13 protein-coding genes are annotated in these 19,385 nt (G+C 72.3%); 4 read left to right on the top strand and 9 right to left on the bottom strand.

Annotated elements, in window-relative coordinates:
- Nucleotides 1-34 precede the first annotated feature (34 nt).
- Together IFY26_RS00700 and IFY26_RS00695 are read left to right on the top strand one after the other, a co-directional pair.
- The gene (locus IFY26_RS00700) at nt 35-2,164 is read left to right on the top strand and encodes a S9 family peptidase (RefSeq protein ID WP_232547090.1); all 2,130 of its coding nucleotides are present in this window, start codon (nt 35-37) and stop codon (nt 2,162-2,164) included.
- A gap of 158 nt (nt 2,165-2,322) precedes the next feature.
- Nucleotides 2,323-4,884: a glycogen/starch/alpha-glucan phosphorylase gene (locus tag IFY26_RS00695; protein ID WP_232547089.1), complete on the top strand. Its 2,562-nt coding sequence runs from the start codon at nt 2,323-2,325 to the stop codon at nt 4,882-4,884.
- A gap of 144 nt (nt 4,885-5,028) precedes the next feature.
- On the opposite strand, the gene IFY26_RS17630 is transcribed toward IFY26_RS00695, so the two are convergent.
- From IFY26_RS17630 to IFY26_RS00670, 9 genes are all read right to left on the bottom strand, one after another.
- On the bottom strand, nt 5,029-5,151 hold the full coding sequence (locus IFY26_RS17630) for a hypothetical protein (protein ID WP_269778950.1): 123 nt from the start codon (nt 5,149-5,151) through the stop codon (nt 5,029-5,031).
- A gap of 45 nt (nt 5,152-5,196) precedes the next feature.
- Nucleotides 5,197-5,322 (bottom strand): SapB/AmfS family lanthipeptide, encoded by a 126-nt coding sequence (locus IFY26_RS17625; RefSeq protein ID WP_269778949.1) that lies wholly within the window; start codon nt 5,320-5,322, stop codon nt 5,197-5,199.
- A 49-nt stretch (nt 5,323-5,371) separates the two neighbouring features.
- On the bottom strand, nt 5,372-5,497 hold the full coding sequence (locus tag IFY26_RS17620; RefSeq protein ID WP_269778948.1) for a hypothetical protein: 126 nt from the start codon (nt 5,495-5,497) through the stop codon (nt 5,372-5,374).
- Nucleotides 5,498-5,547: 50 nt separating this feature from the next.
- The gene (locus IFY26_RS17615; protein ID WP_269778947.1) at nt 5,548-5,673 is read right to left on the bottom strand and encodes a hypothetical protein; all 126 of its coding nucleotides are present in this window, start codon (nt 5,671-5,673) and stop codon (nt 5,548-5,550) included.
- A gap of 80 nt (nt 5,674-5,753) precedes the next feature.
- On the bottom strand, nt 5,754-8,396 hold the full coding sequence (gene lanKC / locus IFY26_RS00690; RefSeq protein ID WP_232547088.1) for a class III lanthionine synthetase LanKC: 2,643 nt from the start codon (nt 8,394-8,396) through the stop codon (nt 5,754-5,756).
- A 252-nt stretch (nt 8,397-8,648) separates the two neighbouring features.
- A complete protein-coding gene (locus IFY26_RS00685; protein WP_232547087.1) occupies nt 8,649-10,067 on the bottom strand; it encodes an FtsX-like permease family protein in 1,419 nt (472 codons plus the stop codon).
- 3 nt (nt 10,068-10,070) lie between these two features.
- Nucleotides 10,071-10,853 carry an ABC transporter ATP-binding protein gene (locus IFY26_RS00680; protein ID WP_232547086.1) on the bottom strand — a complete coding sequence of 261 codons (783 nt, stop codon included), beginning with the start codon at nt 10,851-10,853 and terminating at the stop codon, nt 10,071-10,073.
- Between the two features lie 175 nt (nt 10,854-11,028).
- Nucleotides 11,029-11,928, bottom strand: a complete 900-nt coding sequence (locus IFY26_RS00675) for an EamA family transporter (protein WP_232547085.1) — start codon at nt 11,926-11,928, stop codon at nt 11,029-11,031.
- Nucleotide 11,929: 1 nt separating this feature from the next.
- Nucleotides 11,930-13,372, bottom strand: coding sequence for a CCA tRNA nucleotidyltransferase (locus IFY26_RS00670; protein ID WP_416046541.1), 1,443 nt, complete (start codon nt 13,370-13,372; stop codon nt 11,930-11,932).
- Nucleotides 13,373-13,533: 161 nt separating this feature from the next.
- On the opposite strand from IFY26_RS00670, the gene IFY26_RS00665 reads away from it, so the two are divergent.
- Together IFY26_RS00665 and murJ are read left to right on the top strand one after the other, a co-directional pair.
- Entirely contained in the window at nt 13,534-15,465 is a 1,932-nt protein-coding gene (locus tag IFY26_RS00665; RefSeq protein ID WP_232547083.1) for a hypothetical protein, read from the top strand.
- Entirely contained in the window at nt 15,458-19,321 is a 3,864-nt protein-coding gene (murJ, locus tag IFY26_RS00660; protein ID WP_232547082.1) for a murein biosynthesis integral membrane protein MurJ, read from the top strand. The genes IFY26_RS00665 and murJ overlap by 8 nt, the downstream gene beginning before the upstream one ends.
- Nucleotides 19,322-19,385: the final 64 nt, after the last annotated feature.

Raw genomic sequence — 19,385 nt, 5'->3', positions numbered from 1 at the left:
TGCCTGTGGGGCCGCGGCGGCCAAGATGGTGCCCATGAGCCACCGCCGGCCGCAGACGCCGTTCCACGACCTCGACCACTTCATCGCCCACCCGCGGGTGAACGGGCTGGCCCTCAGCCCCGACGGGCGTCGCATCGCCACCATCGTCTCGACGCTGGACGCGAAGAAGACCCGGTACGCCAACGCCATCTGGGAGCTGGACCCCACCGGGGAGCAGCCCGCGCGCCGGGTGACGCGCTCGGCCAAGGGCGAGTCCGGCGCCGCGTACGACGCCGACGGCAACCTGTACTTCATCAGCGCGCGGCCCGACCCGGACGCCGACGGTGACGACCCGGTGCCCGCCCTGTGGATGATTCCCGCCGCGGGCGGCGAGGCCCGCCTGGTGGTGTCGCGGCCGGGCGGCGTCCAGTCCGTGCACACCGGGCGCGAGGGTGGCGTCCTGGTGGTCGCCGGCCTGCTGCCGGTCGCCGAGGCGTCGGACGACCCGGAGAAGACGGACGCGCAGGCGCGCGCGCTGCGCAAGGAGAAGAAGGTCGCGGCCATCCTGCACACCGACGCGCAGGTGCGGTACTGGGACGCCGACCTCGGCCCGGACGCCCCGCACGTGTTCGCGGTGGAGGACGCCCCCGCCGACGAGCCCCAGCCGGCCGCAGACGACACCGACGCGGACGATCCCCCGACCGACCCCGACCTGCCGGGCACGGTCGACGCGGGGCCGCGCAAGCGGCTGCGCCTGCTGACCCGGGGCCTGGGGGCGCGGTTGCGCGGCGGCGGGCTGCACGTCGCGCCCGACGGGTCGTTCGCGCTGGCCGGTGTCACGACCGCCGTCGCGCAGGGCGCGCGCAACGACGGCATCGTGCTGATCGACGTCGCGGCGGGCACGACGCGGGAGATCGTGGCCGGCGACGACGACGTCCACCACGCACCGGGGCCCATTGGCCGAGGCGGCGCCCGCGCCGTCATCACCACCGGACGCCGCGGCACCCGCGACACGGCCACCACGGTGCACCTCGCCCTGCTGGACGTGGCCTCGGGCGCCGTGACGCCGCTCGCCGAGACCTGGGACCAGTGGCCCCACCCGCTGGCCTGGTACCCCGACGGTTCCGCGGTGCTGGTGCAGGCCGACGAGGACGGCCGGGGCCCGCTGTTCCGCGTCGACGCCGGCTCCGGTGAGGTCACCCGGCTCACCGACGAGGCGGCCTACTCGGCGGCCGCGATTGGGCCCGACGGGACGGTCGTCGGCGTCCGGTCGAGCTATGCCTACCCCAGCGAGGTCGTGCGGCTGGACGCCGCCGGCGCGACGCGGCTGCCCAACCCCGTCGAGCGGCCCGACCTGCCCGGCACGCTGACCGAGGTGGAGACGACCGCCGCGGACGGCGTCCGGGTGCGGGCCTGGCTTTGCCTGCCCGAGGGGGCCTCGGCGGACGCCCCCGCCCCGTTGCTGCTGTGGATCCACGGCGGCCCGGTGGGCTCGTGGAACGCCTGGAGCTGGCGGTGGACGCCGTGGAACGCCGTTGCCCAGGGCTACGCCGTGCTGCTGCCCGACCCGGCGCTGAGCACGGGGTACGGGTACGACTTCCTCCAGCGCGGCTGGGGCGCGTGGGGTGACGCGCCGTACACCGACCTGCTGGCGATCACGGACGCCACCGAGGCGCGCGACGACATCGACGGGTCGAGGACGGTGGCGATGGGCGGCTCGTTCGGCGGCTACATGGCCAACTGGATCGCCGGGCACACCGACCGGTTCGCGGCCATCGTGACCCACGCCAGCCTGTGGGCGTTGGACCAGTTCGGCCCCACCACCGATGCCCCCTTCTACTGGTCGCGCGAGATGGGCGGCCTCGCCGAGGCGCACTCGCCGCACCGCTTCGTCGGGCAGATCACCACGCCGATGCTGGTGATCCACGGCGACAAGGACTACCGGGTGCCCATCGGCGAGGGGCTGCGGCTGTGGTGGGAGCTGCTGTCGGCGTCCGGCCTGCCGGCCGACGCCCACGGCCAGAGCCCGCACCGCTTCCTGTACTTCCCCGACGAGAACCACTGGATCCTGCAGCCCCAGCACGCAAAGGTCTGGTACGAGGTGGTGCTGGGGTTCGTCGGCGAGCACGTCCACGGCCGGACGCCAACGCTGCCGGACGTCCTGGGGGCACCGGCGCAGGGCTGAGTCGCGGGCCTGGGGGACGCCGGGCCGGCGCGCGCGGCGTCCTCACCCCCGGTGGCAACCGCTCTCCGGAGGAAACAGATGGAAACCCACACCGACGTCGGCAGTCGGGGGGCGTTCGCGTGACTTCGCCGTCACACAACACCCCTAGGCTTGAGGACATGCCTGATTACATCCAGACGTCCGGGCCGGCTCCCACTGCGGACGAGTCCCCGTCGACCGATCACCGCGTGTACGGCCCCAGCAGCACGCCGAGCCACCCGCTGGCGACGGCGCCCGTCTCCCCGCCGCCCTTCTCGGTGGACGGGTTCGTCAAGGAGTTCCTGCACGAGCTCAACACCAACCAGGGTGTGGCGCTGTCCCGCAGCTCGATCAACGACCAGTACCTCGCGCTCGCCAGCACGGTGAAGAACTACCTGATGGCCCGCTGGCTCGAGACCGGGCGCAAGACCCGCGAGTCGCAGGCCAAGACGGTCGGCTACCTCTCGGCGGAGTACCTGCTCGGCCGCCAGCTCGGCAACGCGCTGCTGGCCACCGACCTCGGCGACATCGCCCAGCGCGGCCTCGAGCTCTGCGGCCTCGATCTCGCGACGCTCCGCGCCCAGGAGGTCGAGCCCGGCCTCGGCAACGGCGGCCTCGGCCGGCTCGCTGCGTGCTTCATCGACTCCCTCGCCACGATGAACGTGCCGTGCATCGGGTACGGCATCCGCTACGAGTACGGCATCTTCCGCCAGACCTTCGTCGACGGACGCCAGGTCGAGCAGCCGGACACGTGGCTGGCGCTCGGCTCGCCGTGGGAGTTCCCGCACCCGGAGGCGTCCGTGACGGTGCACTTCGGCGGTCACACCGAGAAGTACACCGACGCCGCGGGCACCGCGCGCACCCGGTGGGTGCCGGAGTGGAACGTGCTCGGCGTCCCCTACAACTACATGGTGCCGGGCTACCTGAACGGCCGCGTCAACACGCTGCGGCTGTGGAGCGCCCAGGCCACGCAGGCGTTCGACCTCCAGATCTTCAACTCCGGCGACTACGCGGACGCCGTGCGGGCACAGACGTTCGCCGAGAACATCTCGAAGGTGCTCTACCCCGAGGACTCCACGCCGCAGGGCAAGGAGCTGCGCCTGCAGCAGCAGTACTTCTTCGTGGCCTGCTCGCTGCGCGACTTCATCGACAACGAGCTCGAGGAGGGCTTCGACCTCCACCGGCTGCCCGAGCGGATCCACTTCCAGCTCAACGACACCCACCCGGTGATCGCGGTGCCGGAGCTCATGCGCATCCTGGTCGACGACCACGGCTTCGACTGGGACGAGGCGTGGGAGGTCACCCAGCAGTGCTTCGCGTACACCTGCCACACGCTGCTGCCCGAGGCGCTGGAGATCTGGTCGACCGAGCTGCTCGGCCGGCTGCTGCCGCGCCACCTCGAGATCATCTACCAGATCAACGACGAGTTCCTCGCCCGCGTGCGGGAGGCCTTCCCCGGTGACGAGCTGCGCGCGCGTCGCATGTCGATCATCGCGGAGTACCCCTCGCGCGGCGTCCGGATGGCCTACCTGGCCACCGTGGCGGGCACGAAGGTGAACGGTGTGGCGGAACTGCACAGCCAGCTGCTGCGCGACAAGGTGCTGCCGGACTTCTCCGAGCTCTACCCCGACAAGTTCACCAACGTGACCAACGGCGTCACGCCACGGCGCTTCGTGCGCATGGCGAACCCGAAGCTCTCCGAGCTCATCACCGACACCATCGGCTCGGGCTGGGTCACCGACCTCGAGCGGCTGCGTGAGCTGGAGCCCTACGCCGACGACCCGGACTTCCGCGAGCGGTTCCGCGCGGCCAAGGCCTGGAACAAGACGCGGCTCACCGACCTGCTGGCCCAGCGCGACGGCATCGAGCTGCCCGACGGGCACCTGCTGGACGTGATGGTCAAGCGCCTGCACGAGTACAAGCGCCAGTCGCTCAAGCTGCTGCACATCGTGTCGCTGTACGAGCAGGTGCACTCCGGCGCGATCGCCGCGTCCGACCTGACGCCGCGCACCGTCGTGTTCGGCGCCAAGGCGGCGCCCGGTTACAAGATGGCGAAGGACACGATCCACCTCATCAACAAGGTGGCCGCGATCGTCAACGACGATCCCGTTCTCGAGGGACGCCTCAAGGTCGCCTTCCCCGCCAACTACAACGTGACGCTGGCCGAGAAGCTGATCCCCGCCGCCGACCTGAGCGAGCAGATCTCGTTGGCCGGCATGGAGGCGTCCGGCACGGGCAACATGAAGTTCGCGCTCAACGGCGCCCTGACGATCGGCACCGACGACGGCGCGAACGTCGAGATCCGCGAACTGGTGGGTGACAAGCACTTCTTCCTGTTCGGCATGAGCGAGCCGGAGGTCGCGCAGCTGGGCGCGCAGGGCTACCACCCGGGGACGTACTACGAGAGCAACCCCCGCCTGAAGGCGGCGCTGGACCTGATCTGGTCGGGTCACTTCTCCGACGGCGACCGTTACCTGTTCGACTCGGTCGTGACCAACCTGGTGCACAACGATCGTTTCATGGTGCTGGCCGACTTCGACTCCTACCTCGCCACCCAGGCGAAGGTCGAGGAGAAGTACGCCGACGTCGACTCCTGGACGCGCTCGGCCGTGCTGAACGTCGCCCGCAGCGGCTTCTTCAGCTCCGACCGCTCGATGCGCGACTACCTCAAGCGGATCTGGCACACCCAGCCCGTCATCTGAGCCCGACCGCCGCGCGAGCGGCGAACGACCACCGCCGCCACCCGTGTCTCACGGGTGGCGGCGGCGTTTGTCACTCGGACCGCGGGGTCGAGGTCGGGCAGATAGGCGCTGCCCGCGTGGACCCCGGGTGATCCGGCTCGGTTGTCACCACTTCCAGCAGAACTTCTCGCTGCGGTAGGAGTTGCGGCAGAACGCGTACGAGACGAACGAGCCCTTCTCCTCGGCGGGAACCTCGTCGGAATCCTGCAGATCGATGATGTCGGCCATGGTGTTGTCACCTCCTCGGTGTGTGAATCGGGTGGTGCGCGCTGCTCACTTGACGAAGCAGAGCGCGAGCGAGATGTAGGAGTTGCGGCAGAACCGCAGGCTCAGGCGCGACGCCTTCTCCTCCTGCGGTGCGTCCTCCGCACCATCCTGGAGATCGAGGATCTCGGCCATGGGTGTCACCTCCTTCGGGTGGTGGATGGGGATCGACGTGGTCGGCGCTTCACTTCACCCAGCACGCGACCCACGACTTGTAGCTCTTGTGGCAGAGCGCGAGGGAGTAGTTGGACGCCTTCTCCTCCTGGGGAGTGTTGTCCCAGGCTTCCTGGAGATCGATGACATCGGCCATTGAATTCACCTCCTCACATGGTGCTCGATAGGTTCACGTGCCTGCTCGCGTCACTTGACGAGGCAGAACACGTAGGACTGGTAGCTGTTGTGGCAGAAGCCCCAGCTGCGGTTGGACGCCTTCTGCTCGTCGGGAACCTCGGGGCTGTCGTCCTGGAGATCGATGATCTCGGCCATGTGCGATACACCTCCTCTCGGGTGTCGAAGGGTCAGGGGGTCAGGGGGTGCGGTCGGGGCGTGCTGCCCCGAGCCACGGGTCAGCCGTGGCCGACCATCGCGCCGGCCAGGCTGGCCGGGACAAATCCGGGCACCGGCTGCGGGGTGGGGAGCCCGGCGAGGGCGTCCGCCGTGCCCTTGGCGAGCGGCAGCCAGTCGAAGGGGCGCCCACGCCGGACGCTGTGCAGCCCGAGCGCGACCCCGGCGGCGCCGGTGGCCAGATCGGAACTCAGCCTGAGGAACCCGTCGCCGGCGGTGAAGGCCATGCCCTCGCGATGCAACAGGGTGTCGAGCACGAAGTCCTGTTGCCGCTGGATCTCCGCGTGGTCCGTCCCGTCCGCCGCGAGGGCCGCGAGCGTCCCGGCCCGACCGTGGAGCAGGCTCGGGTAGACGTAGAAGTCCGAGGAGCAGGCCCGGGCGAAAGCGGCGCGCTGTTCGTCGGTCAGGAGCTGCTGCTTGGCCAGCCGCTCCGCGATCATCACGACCACCCAGACGCCGGCGCTCCCCCACTCGAGGTAGGGCAGGGCGCGGTTGTTGTCGACGTCGCGGACCATCATGTCGCCGTCCGCCGTGACGAAGCACGCTGCCACCTCGTCGGTGATCCGGTCGATGGCGCGATCGAGCAGCGGGGCCTCGCCGGTGGCGCGGTGGGCGGAGAGGTCCACCAGCGCGAGCCCGCTGAGGCCGAAGTGGAGCCCACGGCGGTGCGTGAGTGCAGCCAGGCTGCTGCCCCCCGCCGCCACGGCCCGGTGGAGCCGTTCGTAGCTGGTGCGGCACCGCTCGAGGAGGTCGTCGTCCCGGGTCGCGCCGGCCAGCTCGAAGCCGGCGAGCAGGACGCCGGTCAACCCGGCCTGGAGGTCCAGTCGGCGGCGCGCCTCCGCACCCGCGAGGGCGGTTCGCGCGGCGGCGACGGCCTGCTCGGGTCGCCCCACCTCGCCGAGGGCCAGGGCGATGCCCGCGAGTCCGTCGACCAGGCCGGGGGCGTCCTCCGCCGTCCAGCCCTCGGCGGCGCGCTCCAGCGCCGCGATGTCGTCGTCCGGCACGGGCCGTCCGATCCGGGCCCGGGCCCAGGCCACACCGGCCCGCCCGTAGCCCCAGGTCTCGCTGACGTCTCCCGGCTGGGAGCAGTCCCCGGGGTAGGAGTTCCGGGGGGAAAACTGGCGCGACCAGGTGATGCCCTCGTCGAGGGCGACGATCGCGGCGTCCGGGTGGGGCCGCTCGTCCCACAGGCCCACCGGCTCGCGCGGTGAGAGCAGGTGACGTTCGGTCGCCGGGAAGAGCGCCATCACCTCGTCCAGCTGGGCTGCGGACTCGGCCCCGAACTCGGAGGCGAGCCGGCTCCGCGCGCGGTCCCAGAACGCGGGGGCGATCACCTCCAGCTCCCAGTCGGCGAAGTAGAGCAGCATGATCGAGCGCGACACCGCGTACCAGTCGGCCTGCTCGGCGCTGAACTCCTCGGGGGCGCAGAACTCGAAGACGCGGAAGCCGACGGCCCGGTCCTCGCCTCGTCGCGTGGCGTCCTCGAAGTCGAGAATCACCACCTCGTCGGACTCGGTGACCATGATGTTGCCGGGGTGGAGGTCCCCGATGCACCAGCCGCGCTCGTGGATCCGCTGAACCGTGTCGATGAGCTGCCGCACAACGTGGTGGGCACGCTGCACGTAGGCGCGCTTCTTCTCGCCGCCGTCGCGCACGTCGCAGGCACTGTTCTGCACCATCCACGCGGTGAGGGTGCGGCCGTCGACGTACTCGAGCTCGAGGTAGCGGTGCTCCCAGGCGCTGAAGCTGCCCAGCAGCCGCTGGACGCCGGGCACGTCAGCCAGCTCGGTGAGGGTGATCTCCTCGTCACGCTGCCGCGCGATGGCGTCCCGGCCGCGTCCGTCGAGCCCGGTGTGGGGCCGCGCCTCGCGCAGGACGTGGCGCGCGCCGTCGGGCAGGGTCGCCTTGTAGACGCCACCGGCGTTGCTGAAGTGGAGGGCCGAGATGGCCTTGAACTCGCGCAACCGGCTCGGGCTGCTCTGGCGCGACCGGGCATACGACTCCTCCAGGCAGGCCGGCAGCTGGACGCCGTCGGGGAGGCTGAACCGCGGCTGGCGGTGGTCCTCGGTGAGGGTCAGCGCGTCTCCGGTGACGATGGCGGCAACGGGCCGGTCCGTGGGGTCGGGGAAGTTGAGGGCCATGATGGCGCCGTAGCGGACGTACACGGGGGCGTCGCGGAAGCGGAGGTCGCTGAGGATGTAGGGGCCCTCCTGACCCGTCAGGGTCTCGTCGAGCTCGTCGAGCAGCTCGCCCAGCTGGGCGTCGTCGTCGGGGTAGATGGTGATGAACTTGCCCGATGCACCGCGGTCGTTCTGCTTGCCGTTGCTGTCGGCCAGCATGCCCTCGACGGGGAGGAACTTGAAGGCGACGCCGCGGGCGGCGCACACCCGCGTGGTGCGGGCCAGCGTCTCCCGCGCGCAGCCCAGGGAGGCCGACACGTGGATCTTCCAGCCCTGGAGGCGCGGCGTCCAGTCGCGGGGCGTCCAGCCCTCCCAGACGCCCCAGGTCTGCCGCAGCCAACCGGCGGGCAGTTCCTCGCCCTGGAGGCTCTCGCCGGGCCCGATCAGCTCGTCGACGCGCCGCGGACGGCCGTAGTACGGCGATCCGTGCTGCGCTGCCATGAAGTACTCGGGACGAACGCCCATGGTGGCCTCCTGGTGGGAATGGATGGGGGTGCTTTCGCCGGCAGGAATTTCAAGTGAGAACATTTCTTTTTTCCTGCCGATGACCCCATTCAACTCCGCGCGCCCCACCTCGTCAATGAAATACCGGCACCGGTGGCCGTTCGACAGCCTGGGGCTGACCATGTGGCCAAAACGATCAAGGCGGACGCCAACAAGGGCCCCGGTCACGATGACCGAGGCCCTTGCTGGGGAAATGGCGTGGTGGGTCGGGGCTCACTCCGCGGCGAGCCGGGCCACCACCCGGGGCTCGGGCAACCGGAGCGCCGAGAGCGTGGGCAGGAACGTGGCGGCCACCATGATCAGGCCGGTGGCTCCGACGCCGACCACCCAGGCGGACAGGGGTACGGACAACACCGCCACCAGGCCCGCGCCGGTGAACGAGATGTACAGGTACGTCAGCATCAGCGCCAGGGCGAGGACGGCGGGAATGGTCGCCGTCACGGTGAGGATGATCGCCTCCAGGATGGGCAACACCCTGCGCTGGGTCGGGGTCGCCCCCGTGATGCCGAACAGGGCCAGCTCGGCGTCGCGCTGCTTGCTCATCATGAAGAGGTTTCCCACCCCACCCGCGAGAGCGATGGCCAGCGCAGGCCCGAGCAGACTCAAGAATGCACCCATTCCCGCTTTGTCGAGGGTGATGGGCCCACCCTCGAAACCGCTCGCCGCCGAGGTCGCGAAAATGGTTGGCCCCAGGCTCAACAAGCCCAGCATCAGGGCGATGGTGAACACGATGGGGACGACCGAGCGGGAGAATCGTGAACCGCGGACGTAGACGTTCTTCCTCGCGATCTGCCACGTCGGGCCGCGGAAAGGCACGAGCGCCGTCCAGCCGCGGGCTAACGGCCCGATGAGCAGGGGCGCCACCATGGCCACGAGCACCGTGAAGACCAGCAGCGCCGCCAGGGCCATCTGCATCAGCGTGCTGACCGTCTCGCTGGTGCGGAACTGCATCATCACGAAGATGCCGGCGAAGAGCGCCACGAGCACCAGCACGCACAGCGTCGCACCGATCCAGCGCAGCACGGTCATCCGCTCCCCGGGGGCGGCGACGGCCTGACGGAGCGCCTCCACCGGCGGGATGGTCGCTGCCCGCCGCGCCTGGCCGTAGCCACCGAGCAGGGCCACCCCGATGCACACCGCATTGGCGAGCACCATGACCCCGACGTCGTAGACGGGGGCGGGCTGCTCGAGGACAAGGCCGGACTCGACGCCGACCGTCAGGAAGTGGAGGAACGGGTCCAGGGTTGCGGCCGCGATGATGTTGGCGATCAGGGCGCTCAGGACGGAGACCGCCACCAGCTGCGTCATGATCGAGCTGACGATCTGGCCCGGCGCGGCGCCGGCCACGCCCAGGCGCGCCAAGCTGCCGCGCCGCGAGTCGACCACCATGGACGTGCTGGTCGCGATGACCGTCAGGCCCACGATGCCGGAGAAGACGAAGTTGGACACCGGGGTGAGCGTGAAGTCGGCGCTGTCCATCATGTCGATCTTTCCGGCGGCCACGGCGGCCCAACCCGAGCGCAGCACGAGCGCGGAATTGACGAACGAGAGGTTGGTGATGACGAAGGCGAGCGAGACACCCAGCCAGGCGGGCCACGAGTCACGCAGCTCCGCCGCGTAGACCTTGCGCATCGCTCACACCTCCCGCGAGCCGAGACCGGCGAGCGTCGCGGCGACCGTGTCGACCGACGCGTCGTGGAGCTCACGCACCAGGAGGCCGTCGCGCATGAACAGGATCCGGTCACATGACGCCGCCACCTTCGGATCGTGCGTGACGACCAGGACGCAGCGGCCGGGCGTGTGCGCGATGCGCACCAGCTCGGCCAGCACCAGCTCACCGGTCCGGGTGTCGAGCGCGCCGGTGGGCTCGTCGGCGAAGATCACCTGGGGCTGCTGGGCCAGCACCCGCGCCAGCGCCACGCGCTGCTGCTCGCCGCCCGACATCGACGGCGGACGCGCGTCCGCGCGCTCGGCGAGACCCACCGTGGCCAACGTCGAGGCGATGAGATCCTGCGGCGGCTTGGCCTTGTCGAGCAGGTAGGGCAGCGCCACGTTCTCGGTGGCGGTCAGGGTGGGGATGAGGTTGTAGGACTGGAACACGAAGCCCACCTGCGAGCGACGCATCCTTGCCAGGTCGGCGCGGGACAGGGCATCGAGGGGCTTGCCGGCCAGGATGATGCCGCCGGAGGTGGGCGCCTCGAGCCCGGCGAGGCAGTACAGCAGGGTCGACTTGCCCGAACCCGAGGGGCCCATGACCGCGACCATCTCCTGTTCGTGGACGCCCAGGCTGACCCCGTGCAGGATCTCGACGGAGTCGCGTCCGACCTGGTAGGACTTGCGGACGTCGTGGGCGGCGATGAGAGGGGCCGGTGCCCCTCGGGTCGCGGTGGGCGCCGCGGCTTCGATCTGGTTGGTCATCTCGTTGCTCCTTGTGCGGCCGGCCGACCCGGCTCTGGTGTGGGCACCCCGGGGTGGGGTGGGTGGGTGATCCCGAGCCCGGAGGGACGGGGGACGCCCCTTCGGCCTGTTCGCTCCCGAGCCAAACACACGCCCCACGGCCGGGCAACGGGCGGGGGCGGGAACTGGCCGAACGTTAGGCGGCGTCGCGCCGGGGGCGTCCGGGCGCGTGGACCACGCCGATGGACGCGGCGACCACGCAGGCCAGGGCGGCGACCTCCACCGGCCGCAACTCCTCCCCGAGCAGCACGAGGGCGGCCAGGGCGGCCGCCGCGGGTTCGAGGCTCATGAGGACGCCGAACACCCGCGGTTCGATCCGACGGAGGGCGATCATTTCGAGCCCGTAGGGGATGACCGACGCCAGGATCCCCACGAGCAGGCCCTGCAGCCAGGGGGTCGCGGCCGCGGGGGGCCAGGCGCCGAGCGCGATCACCGGCACCGAGATGGCGGCCAGCCCCGTCCACAGCGCGATCGTCACGCCCGTGACGCCCTCCCAGCTCCGGCCGACCGGCCGCGCGAGCAGGATGTAGCCGGCCCAGCAGGCGCCGGCGACCAGGGCCAGCAGGACGCCGACCGGATCGAGCTCTCCCGGGGTGAAGCCGAGCAGCACGATTCCGAGACCGGCCAGGCCCACCCACCCGAGGTCGCGCAGCCGACGCGAGGTGGCCACCGCCACACCGAGCGGTCCGATGAACTCGAGGGTGACTGCCATGCCGATGGGGATGCGGGCGATCGCGGCGTAGAACGAGAGGTTCATCGCGGCCATCACCAGCCCGTACCCCACGACCCACGCCCAGTCGGACGCCGGCCGCCCGGCCAGCCGCGGGCGCGCCACGAGCCCGAGCACGACGGCCCCGGCCAGCAGGCGCAGCCACGTGACGGCCAGCGGTCCGGTGACGGCGAAGAGGTCCTTCGCGGCGGACGACCCGATCTGGACGGTGGCGATCGCGATCAGCACAAGGACGACCGGTGAGGCCGCGAACCGGGCGCGTCCTCCCGTCACCGGGTGGCCCGGGTCGGTCAGGGGCGCGTCCACGTCACCGCTCGGCCCACCAGGCGAGCAGCTCCTCGCGGGCCCGCTCCTCGCCGAGGGGGCCGGCGTCGATGCGACGCTCCAGCAGGAAGCGGTAGGCCTCGCCGACCTCGCGGCCGGGCTTGATGCCCAAGATGGCCATGATCTGCGTGCCGTCGAGATCGGGGCGCAGGGCGTCCAATTCCTCAGCGGCCGCGAGTTCGTCGATGCGCCACTCAAGCTGCTCGTACGCCGTGCGCAACCGGTTGGCCTTGCGGGCGTTGCGGGTGGTGCAGTCGGCGCGGGTGAGGATGTGGAGACGCTCGAGCTGGTCGCCGGCGTCGCGGACGTAACGCCGGACGGCGGCGTCGGTCCAGTCGGCGTCGGCGTAGCCGTGGAACCTCAGGTGCAGCTCGACGAGCCGGGCGACGGCCTTGACGTCGTCGGTGCTGAACCGCAGGGCGGTGAGGCGCTTGGCGGTCATCTTGGCCCCGACCACGTCGTGGTGGTGGAACGACACCTTGCCGCCGCCCTCGAAGCGCTTGGTGGGCGGCTTGCCGACGTCGTGGAACACCGCGGCGAGGCGTCCGACGAGGTCGGGGGCGTGGCCGCGGGCGCGTTCGAGGTCGATCGACTGCTCCAGCACGGTCAGGGTGTGGGCGTAGATGTCCTTGTGGCGGCCGTGTTCGTCGACCTCGGCCTCGAGCGCGGCGAGTTCGGGGACGACGCGGGCGGCCAGACCGGTGCGCACGAGCAGGTCGAGGCCGGGGCGGGGGGCGTCGGTGAGCAGGAGGCGGCTCAGCTCGTCGCGGACGCGCTCGGCGGAGATGATGTCGATGCGCTCAGCCATGGCGGTCATGGCTTCGACCACGTCGGGAGCGGCCATGAAGCCGAGCTGCGCGGTGAAGCGTGCGGCGCGCATCATCCGGAGCGGGTCGTCGCTGAACGAGACCTCCGGCGCTGACGGCGTCCGCAACACCCCGGCGGCCAGGTCGCCCAGGCCACCGTGGGGGTCCGTGAACGCGCCGGTCACGACCGAGAGGGCCATCGCGTTGACCGTGAAGTCTCGCCGGGCGAGATCGCCAGAAAGGGTGTCGCCGAATTCAACGGTGGGCTTGCGGGAGGACGGGTCGTAGGAGTCGGCGCGGTGGGTGGTGACCTCGACGACGAGCTCGCCGCCCTGCGCGGCGAACGAGGCCCCGATGGTGCCGAAGGCGCGGCCGATGTCCCAGGTGCTGCGCGTGAGAGACCGCAGGATCGTCTCGATCTCCGCGGGCCGGGCGCCGGTGGTGAAATCCAGGTCGTGGACGGCGCGGCCCATCAGCGCATCGCGCACGGGGCCGCCAACCAGGTGGAGGTCGTGACCGGCGTCCGCGAAGGCGGCGGCGACCCGGCCGATGACGGGCTCGGCCAGCACGACGCCCTCAAGGGCGCGGCGCTGTTCAGGAGTCAGGCTGGGCACGGTCAGTCAGCTTACGCGGCCGGCACGACGGCCGGGCGTGCGGCGTCCGGCTCTGCGCGAGGGACGCTCACACTCCGGTTTGGTGCTCAAACTCCGGCTCCGGAACCGGAGTTCGAGACCGGAGTGTGCGTGTCGGCGCCCACCGGGGGCGAGCCTACGATGGAGCGGTGAGTCGACCGCAGCCACGCCGCGCGCCCGCGCTCGGGGCGCTGGTCGCGATCGTCCTGGCGCTGCTGTGGCCGCTGGCACCGCCCCGCGCGGCCGCCGCCGAGGGGCCCGCCGTCGCGCTCACCGCCGCCAGCCTCATCGGGTCCGGGCCGGACGCCGTGCTGGTGCTCACCGCCACCGTCGCCAACACCACCGGCGATCCGCTGCACGACGTCCAACTCCAGCTGTGGCGCTCCACCGCCGTGCTGCGGTCGGCCGCGGCGCTCACCCGCACCCTCGCGGCCGAGGAGCCGCCCAGCGGCACCAGCCAGGCGGTCGAGCCCAGCAACACCGCCGCGCTGACCGCTCCCGACGCGTCCCTGCCGTTCGGCACCGAGGTCTCCGGGTCGGTCAGTGGCACGCTGGGCGGCCTGGGCCTGACCCGCACGGGGGCCTCCTACTGGGTCGGCGTCCGCGTCACCGCCCGCGCCGCACCGGACGCCCCCAGCGGCGAGGTGGCCATCGCCCGCACCCTCGTCACGGTGCCGGACGCCGGGGCGGAGGTGTCGCTGACCTCCGTCGTCGACCTCTCGGCGCCGCCCCGGCAGGTGAAGGGCGATCTGTTCGTCGATGACGGTCTCGCCGACGATCTCGAGGGCCGCCTGCGCGTCCTCCTCGACGCGGCGCGCAGCCGCGACTGGGTGGTCGACCCGGCCCTGCTGGCCGAGGTGCGCGACATGGCCGACGGCTACCGCGTCCGCACCGCACCAGGCGTCTCCGAGGAGGGAACCCACGCCGACCTGGCCCAGGCCTGGCTGGGCGACTACGACCAGCTGGACCCCGACCGCGGTCACGCGGGCCTGTTCGCCACACCGGACGCCGCCCGCGCCGAGGTCGTCGCCGCCGCGACGGCGGCCGGGGAGGCCGTCCCCGACGTCGACCTGCCTGTCGCCGCCGTGCTGGACGCCCCGGCCGCCACCACCCTGGCCGCGCTCAGCGACCAGGGCCGGCCGGTGCTCGCCACCGGGCTCGACGCGGACGCCGCCCCCGTCGACGTGGGCGGCACCACGGTGGTGCCGGCGCTCGCCCCCACCGACCTGACCCTGCCGGCCTCGCTCGCCGACGAACCCCTGGCGCGCACCGCCGTGTTGACGGCGCTGGCCCGCGCCGACGGCCGGCAGGTGCGGGTGCTGCGCAGCGCCGAGGACGTGGCGATCGACGCGGCAACCCCCGACTGGGTGAGGCGCACCGACCTCGCGACGCTGCTCGCCACCACCCCGCCCGACCAGACGCTGGGTGCGGCCGACCCCACCACGGGGCTCGACGAGGCGACCCTGCTGCGCGTCGAGGACCTCATGGCGGGCATCCAGGCCTATGCCGAGGCGGCCCCGGAGGCAGACCTGGCGGGTCTGCCCGAGGACGTGCTCGCGCGGGCGGCGTCCCGCTGGTTTGCCGACGACCCCGCCGGGCGCGACGCCTACCTCGACGCCGTCGACACCCGGGCGGGCTTCTGGGCGCTCGATGCGGGGCTGGAGCTGTCGGCGTCCGCCCGCTTCTCGCTCGCCGGCTCCTCGGGCGACTACCCCGTCACCGTGACGAACCACCTCGTCGACCCGGTGGTGGTGCGGGTGGTGGCCACCACCGACAACCCGCAGCGGATTCGGTTCGTCCCGGCGGAGGCGACGCGGGTGGAACCGGGCAGCAGCACCGCGCTGTTGCTGCGGGCGGAGGCGTCGGGCGGCGGCGTGGTGGAGGCTCGGATCCACGTCGAGTCGCTCGCGGGCCGTAGGCTGACCGCCGACGAGGCGATCGTGGTGGAGACCACCAACTTCGGTCTCATCGGGTGGGTGCTGGTGATTGGTTCGGCCGTCGTGCTGGTCACGACGACCGCGCTGCGCATCCACCGCGTCCGGGCGGCCACACGAGCACAGAAGGCGGGCGAGCATGGCTGAGGCGGCACCGGAGGCCGGCGCGGCGTCCCGGCGCCTGGTCAACGCGACCGCCGTGATGGCGTCCGGCACCGCGATCAGCCGCGTGCTGGGCTTCGTGAAGGCGACGCTGCTCGTGATCGTGCTCGGCGCCAACAACCCCCTCGCCGACTCCTATGCGGTGGCCACGCTGGTGCCGAACAGCCTCTACATGATCTTCGCCGGCGGCGCCCTCAACACGGTGCTCGTACCGCAGATCGTGCGCCACGTGCGCAGCGACGCCGACGGCGGCGAGGCGTTCGTGCAACGCATCATGACGGCCTTCGGCGTGGTGCTGGCGGTGCTCGCCGTGCTCGCCACCGCGCTGGCCGGCCCACTCATGAGCCTGTGGACGGACGCGAGCTGGCGCGCCCCTGCCATGGCCGGCCACTGGCACCAGCTGGTGCTGCTGGCGCTGCTCACCATGCCGCAGCTGTTCTTCTTCGGCGCCTTCTTCCTCGTCGGCCAGGTGCTCAACGCCCGCGACCGGTTCGGGCCGATGATGTGGGCACCGATCCTCAACAACGTGGTCGGCATCGGCGTGCTCGGCCTCTACGTCGCGCTGTGGGGCACCAACCAGGCGGGCTCGGTGCCGTTCACCGACGAGCAGGTGTACCTGCTGGGCCTCGGCTCGACGCTCGGGATCATCGTGCAGACGCTCGCGTTGCTGCCGGCCCTGCGGTCGATCGGGCTGCGGTACCGCCTGCGGTGGGACCTGGCGGGCCAGGGGCTCGGCGAGACGTTCCGGTTGGCGTCCTGGATGCTCGGCTACGTGCTGCTCACCACCGTTGTGCAGGCGGTCGTGAGCCGGCTGGCCTCCTCCGCGACGGGCTCGCCGGACGGTCAGGGTGCCGGACTGGCGGCCTACAGCACCGCCTACCTGGTGTGGATCCTGCCGCACTCGCTGCTGACCGTCTCGCTGGCCACGGCGATGCTGCCGTCGGCGTCCCGGCTCGCGGCATCGGGCGACCTGCAGGGCGTCGCCGCCGAGACGACCCGCACGATGCGGCTCGCCTGTGCGTTCCTGGTGCCCGCCTCCGTCGGCTTCCTGGCGCTGGGGTTGCCGTTCGCGCGGATCGCCTTCGGCCACGGCGCCGGCGCCACGGGCTGGGACGCCATCGGCTGGACGCTCGTGGCGTTCGCCCCGGCGCTCGTGCCGTTCACCGTGCAGTACGTGTACCTGCGCGCCTACTACGCGCTCGAGGACACCCGGACCCCGTTCCTGCTCCAGATCGCGATCGCCGTGGTCAACCTCGGGGTCGGCCTGCTCCTGGTGGGGCTGGGCGGCTCGCCGGCCACCGTCGCCCCCCGGCTGGCCTTGGCGTACGGCGTCGCCTACGCGGTCGGCGCCCTCGTGACCCACGCCGCGTTGCGTCGCCGCCTCCCCGGGCTCTCGGGGGGCACCCTCGTCCAACACCTCGCCCGGCTGCTGCTGGCCGCCGCCCCGGGGGGCATCGCAGCCCTCGTCATCGGTTGGTGGGTGCTGCGTGACGGGTCCCTCCCGGTCGTGGTGGCCGGCTTCCTGGGGGCGGTCGCCGTCGTGCTCGTGGCGTTCTTCGTCACGGCCCGGCACCTCCGGATCGCCGAGCCCGGCGAGCTGCTCGCCGTGCTGCGCCGCCGACGCGATGGCGCCGAGCACGCCGACGGCCCCGCCCCGGCCGGGGGCGGCCGTGAGGCAGACCCGGTCACCGGCGGCCCGTCGCCGGTCGGCGACCCGGGTGCAGGGTCGGTGGCAGGGCCGGGCGCGGGCGGGCGCGCCGAGGCCCCGGAGGTCCCCACCGGGGAGGCCCCCCTGCTCTCCTACCCCGATCCGCACGACCCCCACCGGACGCCGGCCACCTCCTTCCCGGCCTCCGACGTCCCGGTGGGCCACGTGGTACCCGGCCAGATCCTGAACGCCCGCTACCGGTTGGACGAGCCGCTGCACCGCCGCGGCGGCACCTCGACGTGGCGCGGGTTCGACGTGAAGCTCTCCCGGCCCGTGCTCGTTCACGTCATGGCACCCGGTGACCCGCGCGCCCTGGAGATCCTCGACCAGGCCCGGCGCGCCGCCCCGGCGGTGGACTCGCGCTTCCTGCGGGTGTGGGACGCGGTGCTCGTCGAGGAGGAGGCGCACGGCAGCTACATCGTGTGCGAGTACGCCCCCGGGCAGTCGCTGGAGCTGGCGCTCCGGCAGGGCCACTTCAGCGACCTCGAGGCCGCCTGGGTGGTGCGCGAGGTCGCCTCCGGCCTGGTCGCGATGCATGCTCAGGGGCTCTACCACCGGCAGCTCAACCCGGACACGATCATCATCACCGCCAGCGGCAACGTGAAGATCGTAGGCTTCCTCGTCGAGAACGCCCTGCACCCGGAGACGTCCGACGACGCGGACGGCGAGCGCGCCGACGTCCTCGCCCTCGGCCACCTGCTGTACGCCGCCACGGTGGGCCGCTGGCCGGGTGGCGCCCGTTACGGGCTGGCGGCGGCGCCGACGGACGCGGGCGGGCGGCTGCTCCTGCCGCGCCAGGTGACGGCCCGCGTCTCTCCGGAACTGTCCGACGTGGTCGACCGCATCGTGTCCCGGACGCCGCGCGGGCGCGCCTCGCGCCTGACCAGCGCCCAAGACATCGACCACGCGCTCACCCACCTCCTGCGTGGGCAGGACCAGTCGCACGTGCTCGACCGGCGGTTGCGCTTCCCCGTCTCGACCGTGCAGCTCACCGTGCCCAAGCCGCCGCCGACCAACCTGCTCGCCACCCCGCTCGCCCTCGGCGACCCCCTCGCACGCCTGGACGCCCCTGCCCCCCTCGACACCCCCGCCCCCCTCGACGTGCCCGCCGTGCCGCTCCCGCCGGAGGTGCCGGGCACCCCGGGTGCGACGCCGCTCGGCGTGCGGGGCCCGAGCGAACGCCCTGCTCTTCCGCCGCCGCGGGTGGTTCCGAACGCCGGAGGCGAGGACGACGACGAGGACGGCACGCAGCGGTGGGCCCCCGGCGCCGGGGACGGGGACTCCACGCAGTCCTACTGGTTCGACGCGGAGGACGGCGACGCCCGACGCCCGACGCGTGACCGTCGGCCCGCCGCCGAGCACGATGACGAGCCGGAAAACACCGACCGGATCACGCCCGTCCCGCCGCCCCGCGGGGGACGGACGGGTGGCGGCACGGCGACATCGGCGTCGTCGGCACGCTCGGCGTCGTCAGAACGCTCGGCGTCGTCCGCGCGGGCATTCGAGGCGGCGCGGCCGGGGGGCCCGGACGCCCGCTCGCTGCCGCCCGATCCGCCCCGCCGGTGGTACGGGGCCCTGCTCGGCCTGTTCGCGGTCACGCTGGTCGTCAGCCTCGTGATGGTGGGCAACGGGCTGTCGCAGACGGCACGGACGCCCCAGGAGCCGGCGACGTACGCGGTGGCGTCCGCCCGCGACTTCGACCCGGCCGGCGACGGGGGTGACGACACCGAGAATCCCGACCAGGCCTCGCTCGCCGTCGACGGGGACCCGACCACGGCCTGGACCACCGAGCGCTACGGGCGCACGGCGACATTCAATGACCGCAAGCCGGGGGCCGGTGTCATCGTCGACCTCGGGGAGGTCAGGGAGGTCGGTCGGGTGTCGGTGCTGCTGGGCAGTGGCCCCACCAGCGGGGAGATCCGGGTGCCCAACGATCCGACGGCGGTGGTGCCGCCGCTCGGCTCGGAGCGGGACTGGCGCACCGTGGCGCGGTTCGACGGCGCCGGCGGTGAGGTCCAGCTGCCGCTGGATGCGGCCGAGGCCACGCGCTTCGTGCTGGTCTACCTCACCGAGCTGCCGCGCGTGGAGCCGAACCACCAGGGCTCGATCTTCGAGGTCAGCGTCGGCCCGTGAGCCCACCCGGGGCCGGAATAGCGGCGGGGGGTGTCGCGTTGCGGCACTAGATTGGTCCACGCAA

The organism is Propioniciclava soli (genome assembly GCF_014858005.1).
Taxonomy (GTDB): Bacteria; Actinomycetota; Actinomycetes; order Propionibacteriales; family Propionibacteriaceae; genus Propioniciclava; species Propioniciclava soli.
Note: the sequence above shows the minus strand (reverse complement) of the source record. Positions and strands in the feature narration are given on the sequence as shown.

What these genes read in the sequence shown, in the direction of transcription:
- IFY26_RS00680 (WP_232547086.1), bottom strand. Translation starts at nt 10,853, where the DNA reads ATGACCAACCAGATCGAAGCCGCGGCGCCCACCGCGACCCGAGGGGCA.
- IFY26_RS17630 (WP_269778950.1), bottom strand. Translation starts at nt 5,151, where the DNA reads ATGGCCGACATCATCGATCTGCAGGATTCCGACGAGGTTCCCGCCGAG.
- IFY26_RS00695 (WP_232547089.1), top strand. Translation starts at nt 2,323, where the DNA reads ATGCCTGATTACATCCAGACGTCCGGGCCGGCTCCCACTGCGGACGAG.
- IFY26_RS17615 (WP_269778947.1), bottom strand. Translation starts at nt 5,673, where the DNA reads ATGGCCGAGATCATCGATCTCCAGGACGACAGCCCCGAGGTTCCCGAC.
- IFY26_RS00700 (WP_232547090.1), top strand. Translation starts at nt 35, where the DNA reads ATGAGCCACCGCCGGCCGCAGACGCCGTTCCACGACCTCGACCACTTC.
- lanKC (WP_232547088.1), bottom strand. Translation starts at nt 8,396, where the DNA reads ATGGGCGTTCGTCCCGAGTACTTCATGGCAGCGCAGCACGGATCGCCG.
- IFY26_RS00685 (WP_232547087.1), bottom strand. Translation starts at nt 10,067, where the DNA reads ATGCGCAAGGTCTACGCGGCGGAGCTGCGTGACTCGTGGCCCGCCTGG.
- IFY26_RS17625 (WP_269778949.1), bottom strand. Translation starts at nt 5,322, where the DNA reads ATGGCCGAGATCCTCGATCTCCAGGATGGTGCGGAGGACGCACCGCAG.
- murJ (WP_232547082.1), top strand. Translation starts at nt 15,458, where the DNA reads ATGGCTGAGGCGGCACCGGAGGCCGGCGCGGCGTCCCGGCGCCTGGTC.
- IFY26_RS17620 (WP_269778948.1), bottom strand. Translation starts at nt 5,497, where the DNA reads ATGGCCGATGTCATCGATCTCCAGGAAGCCTGGGACAACACTCCCCAG.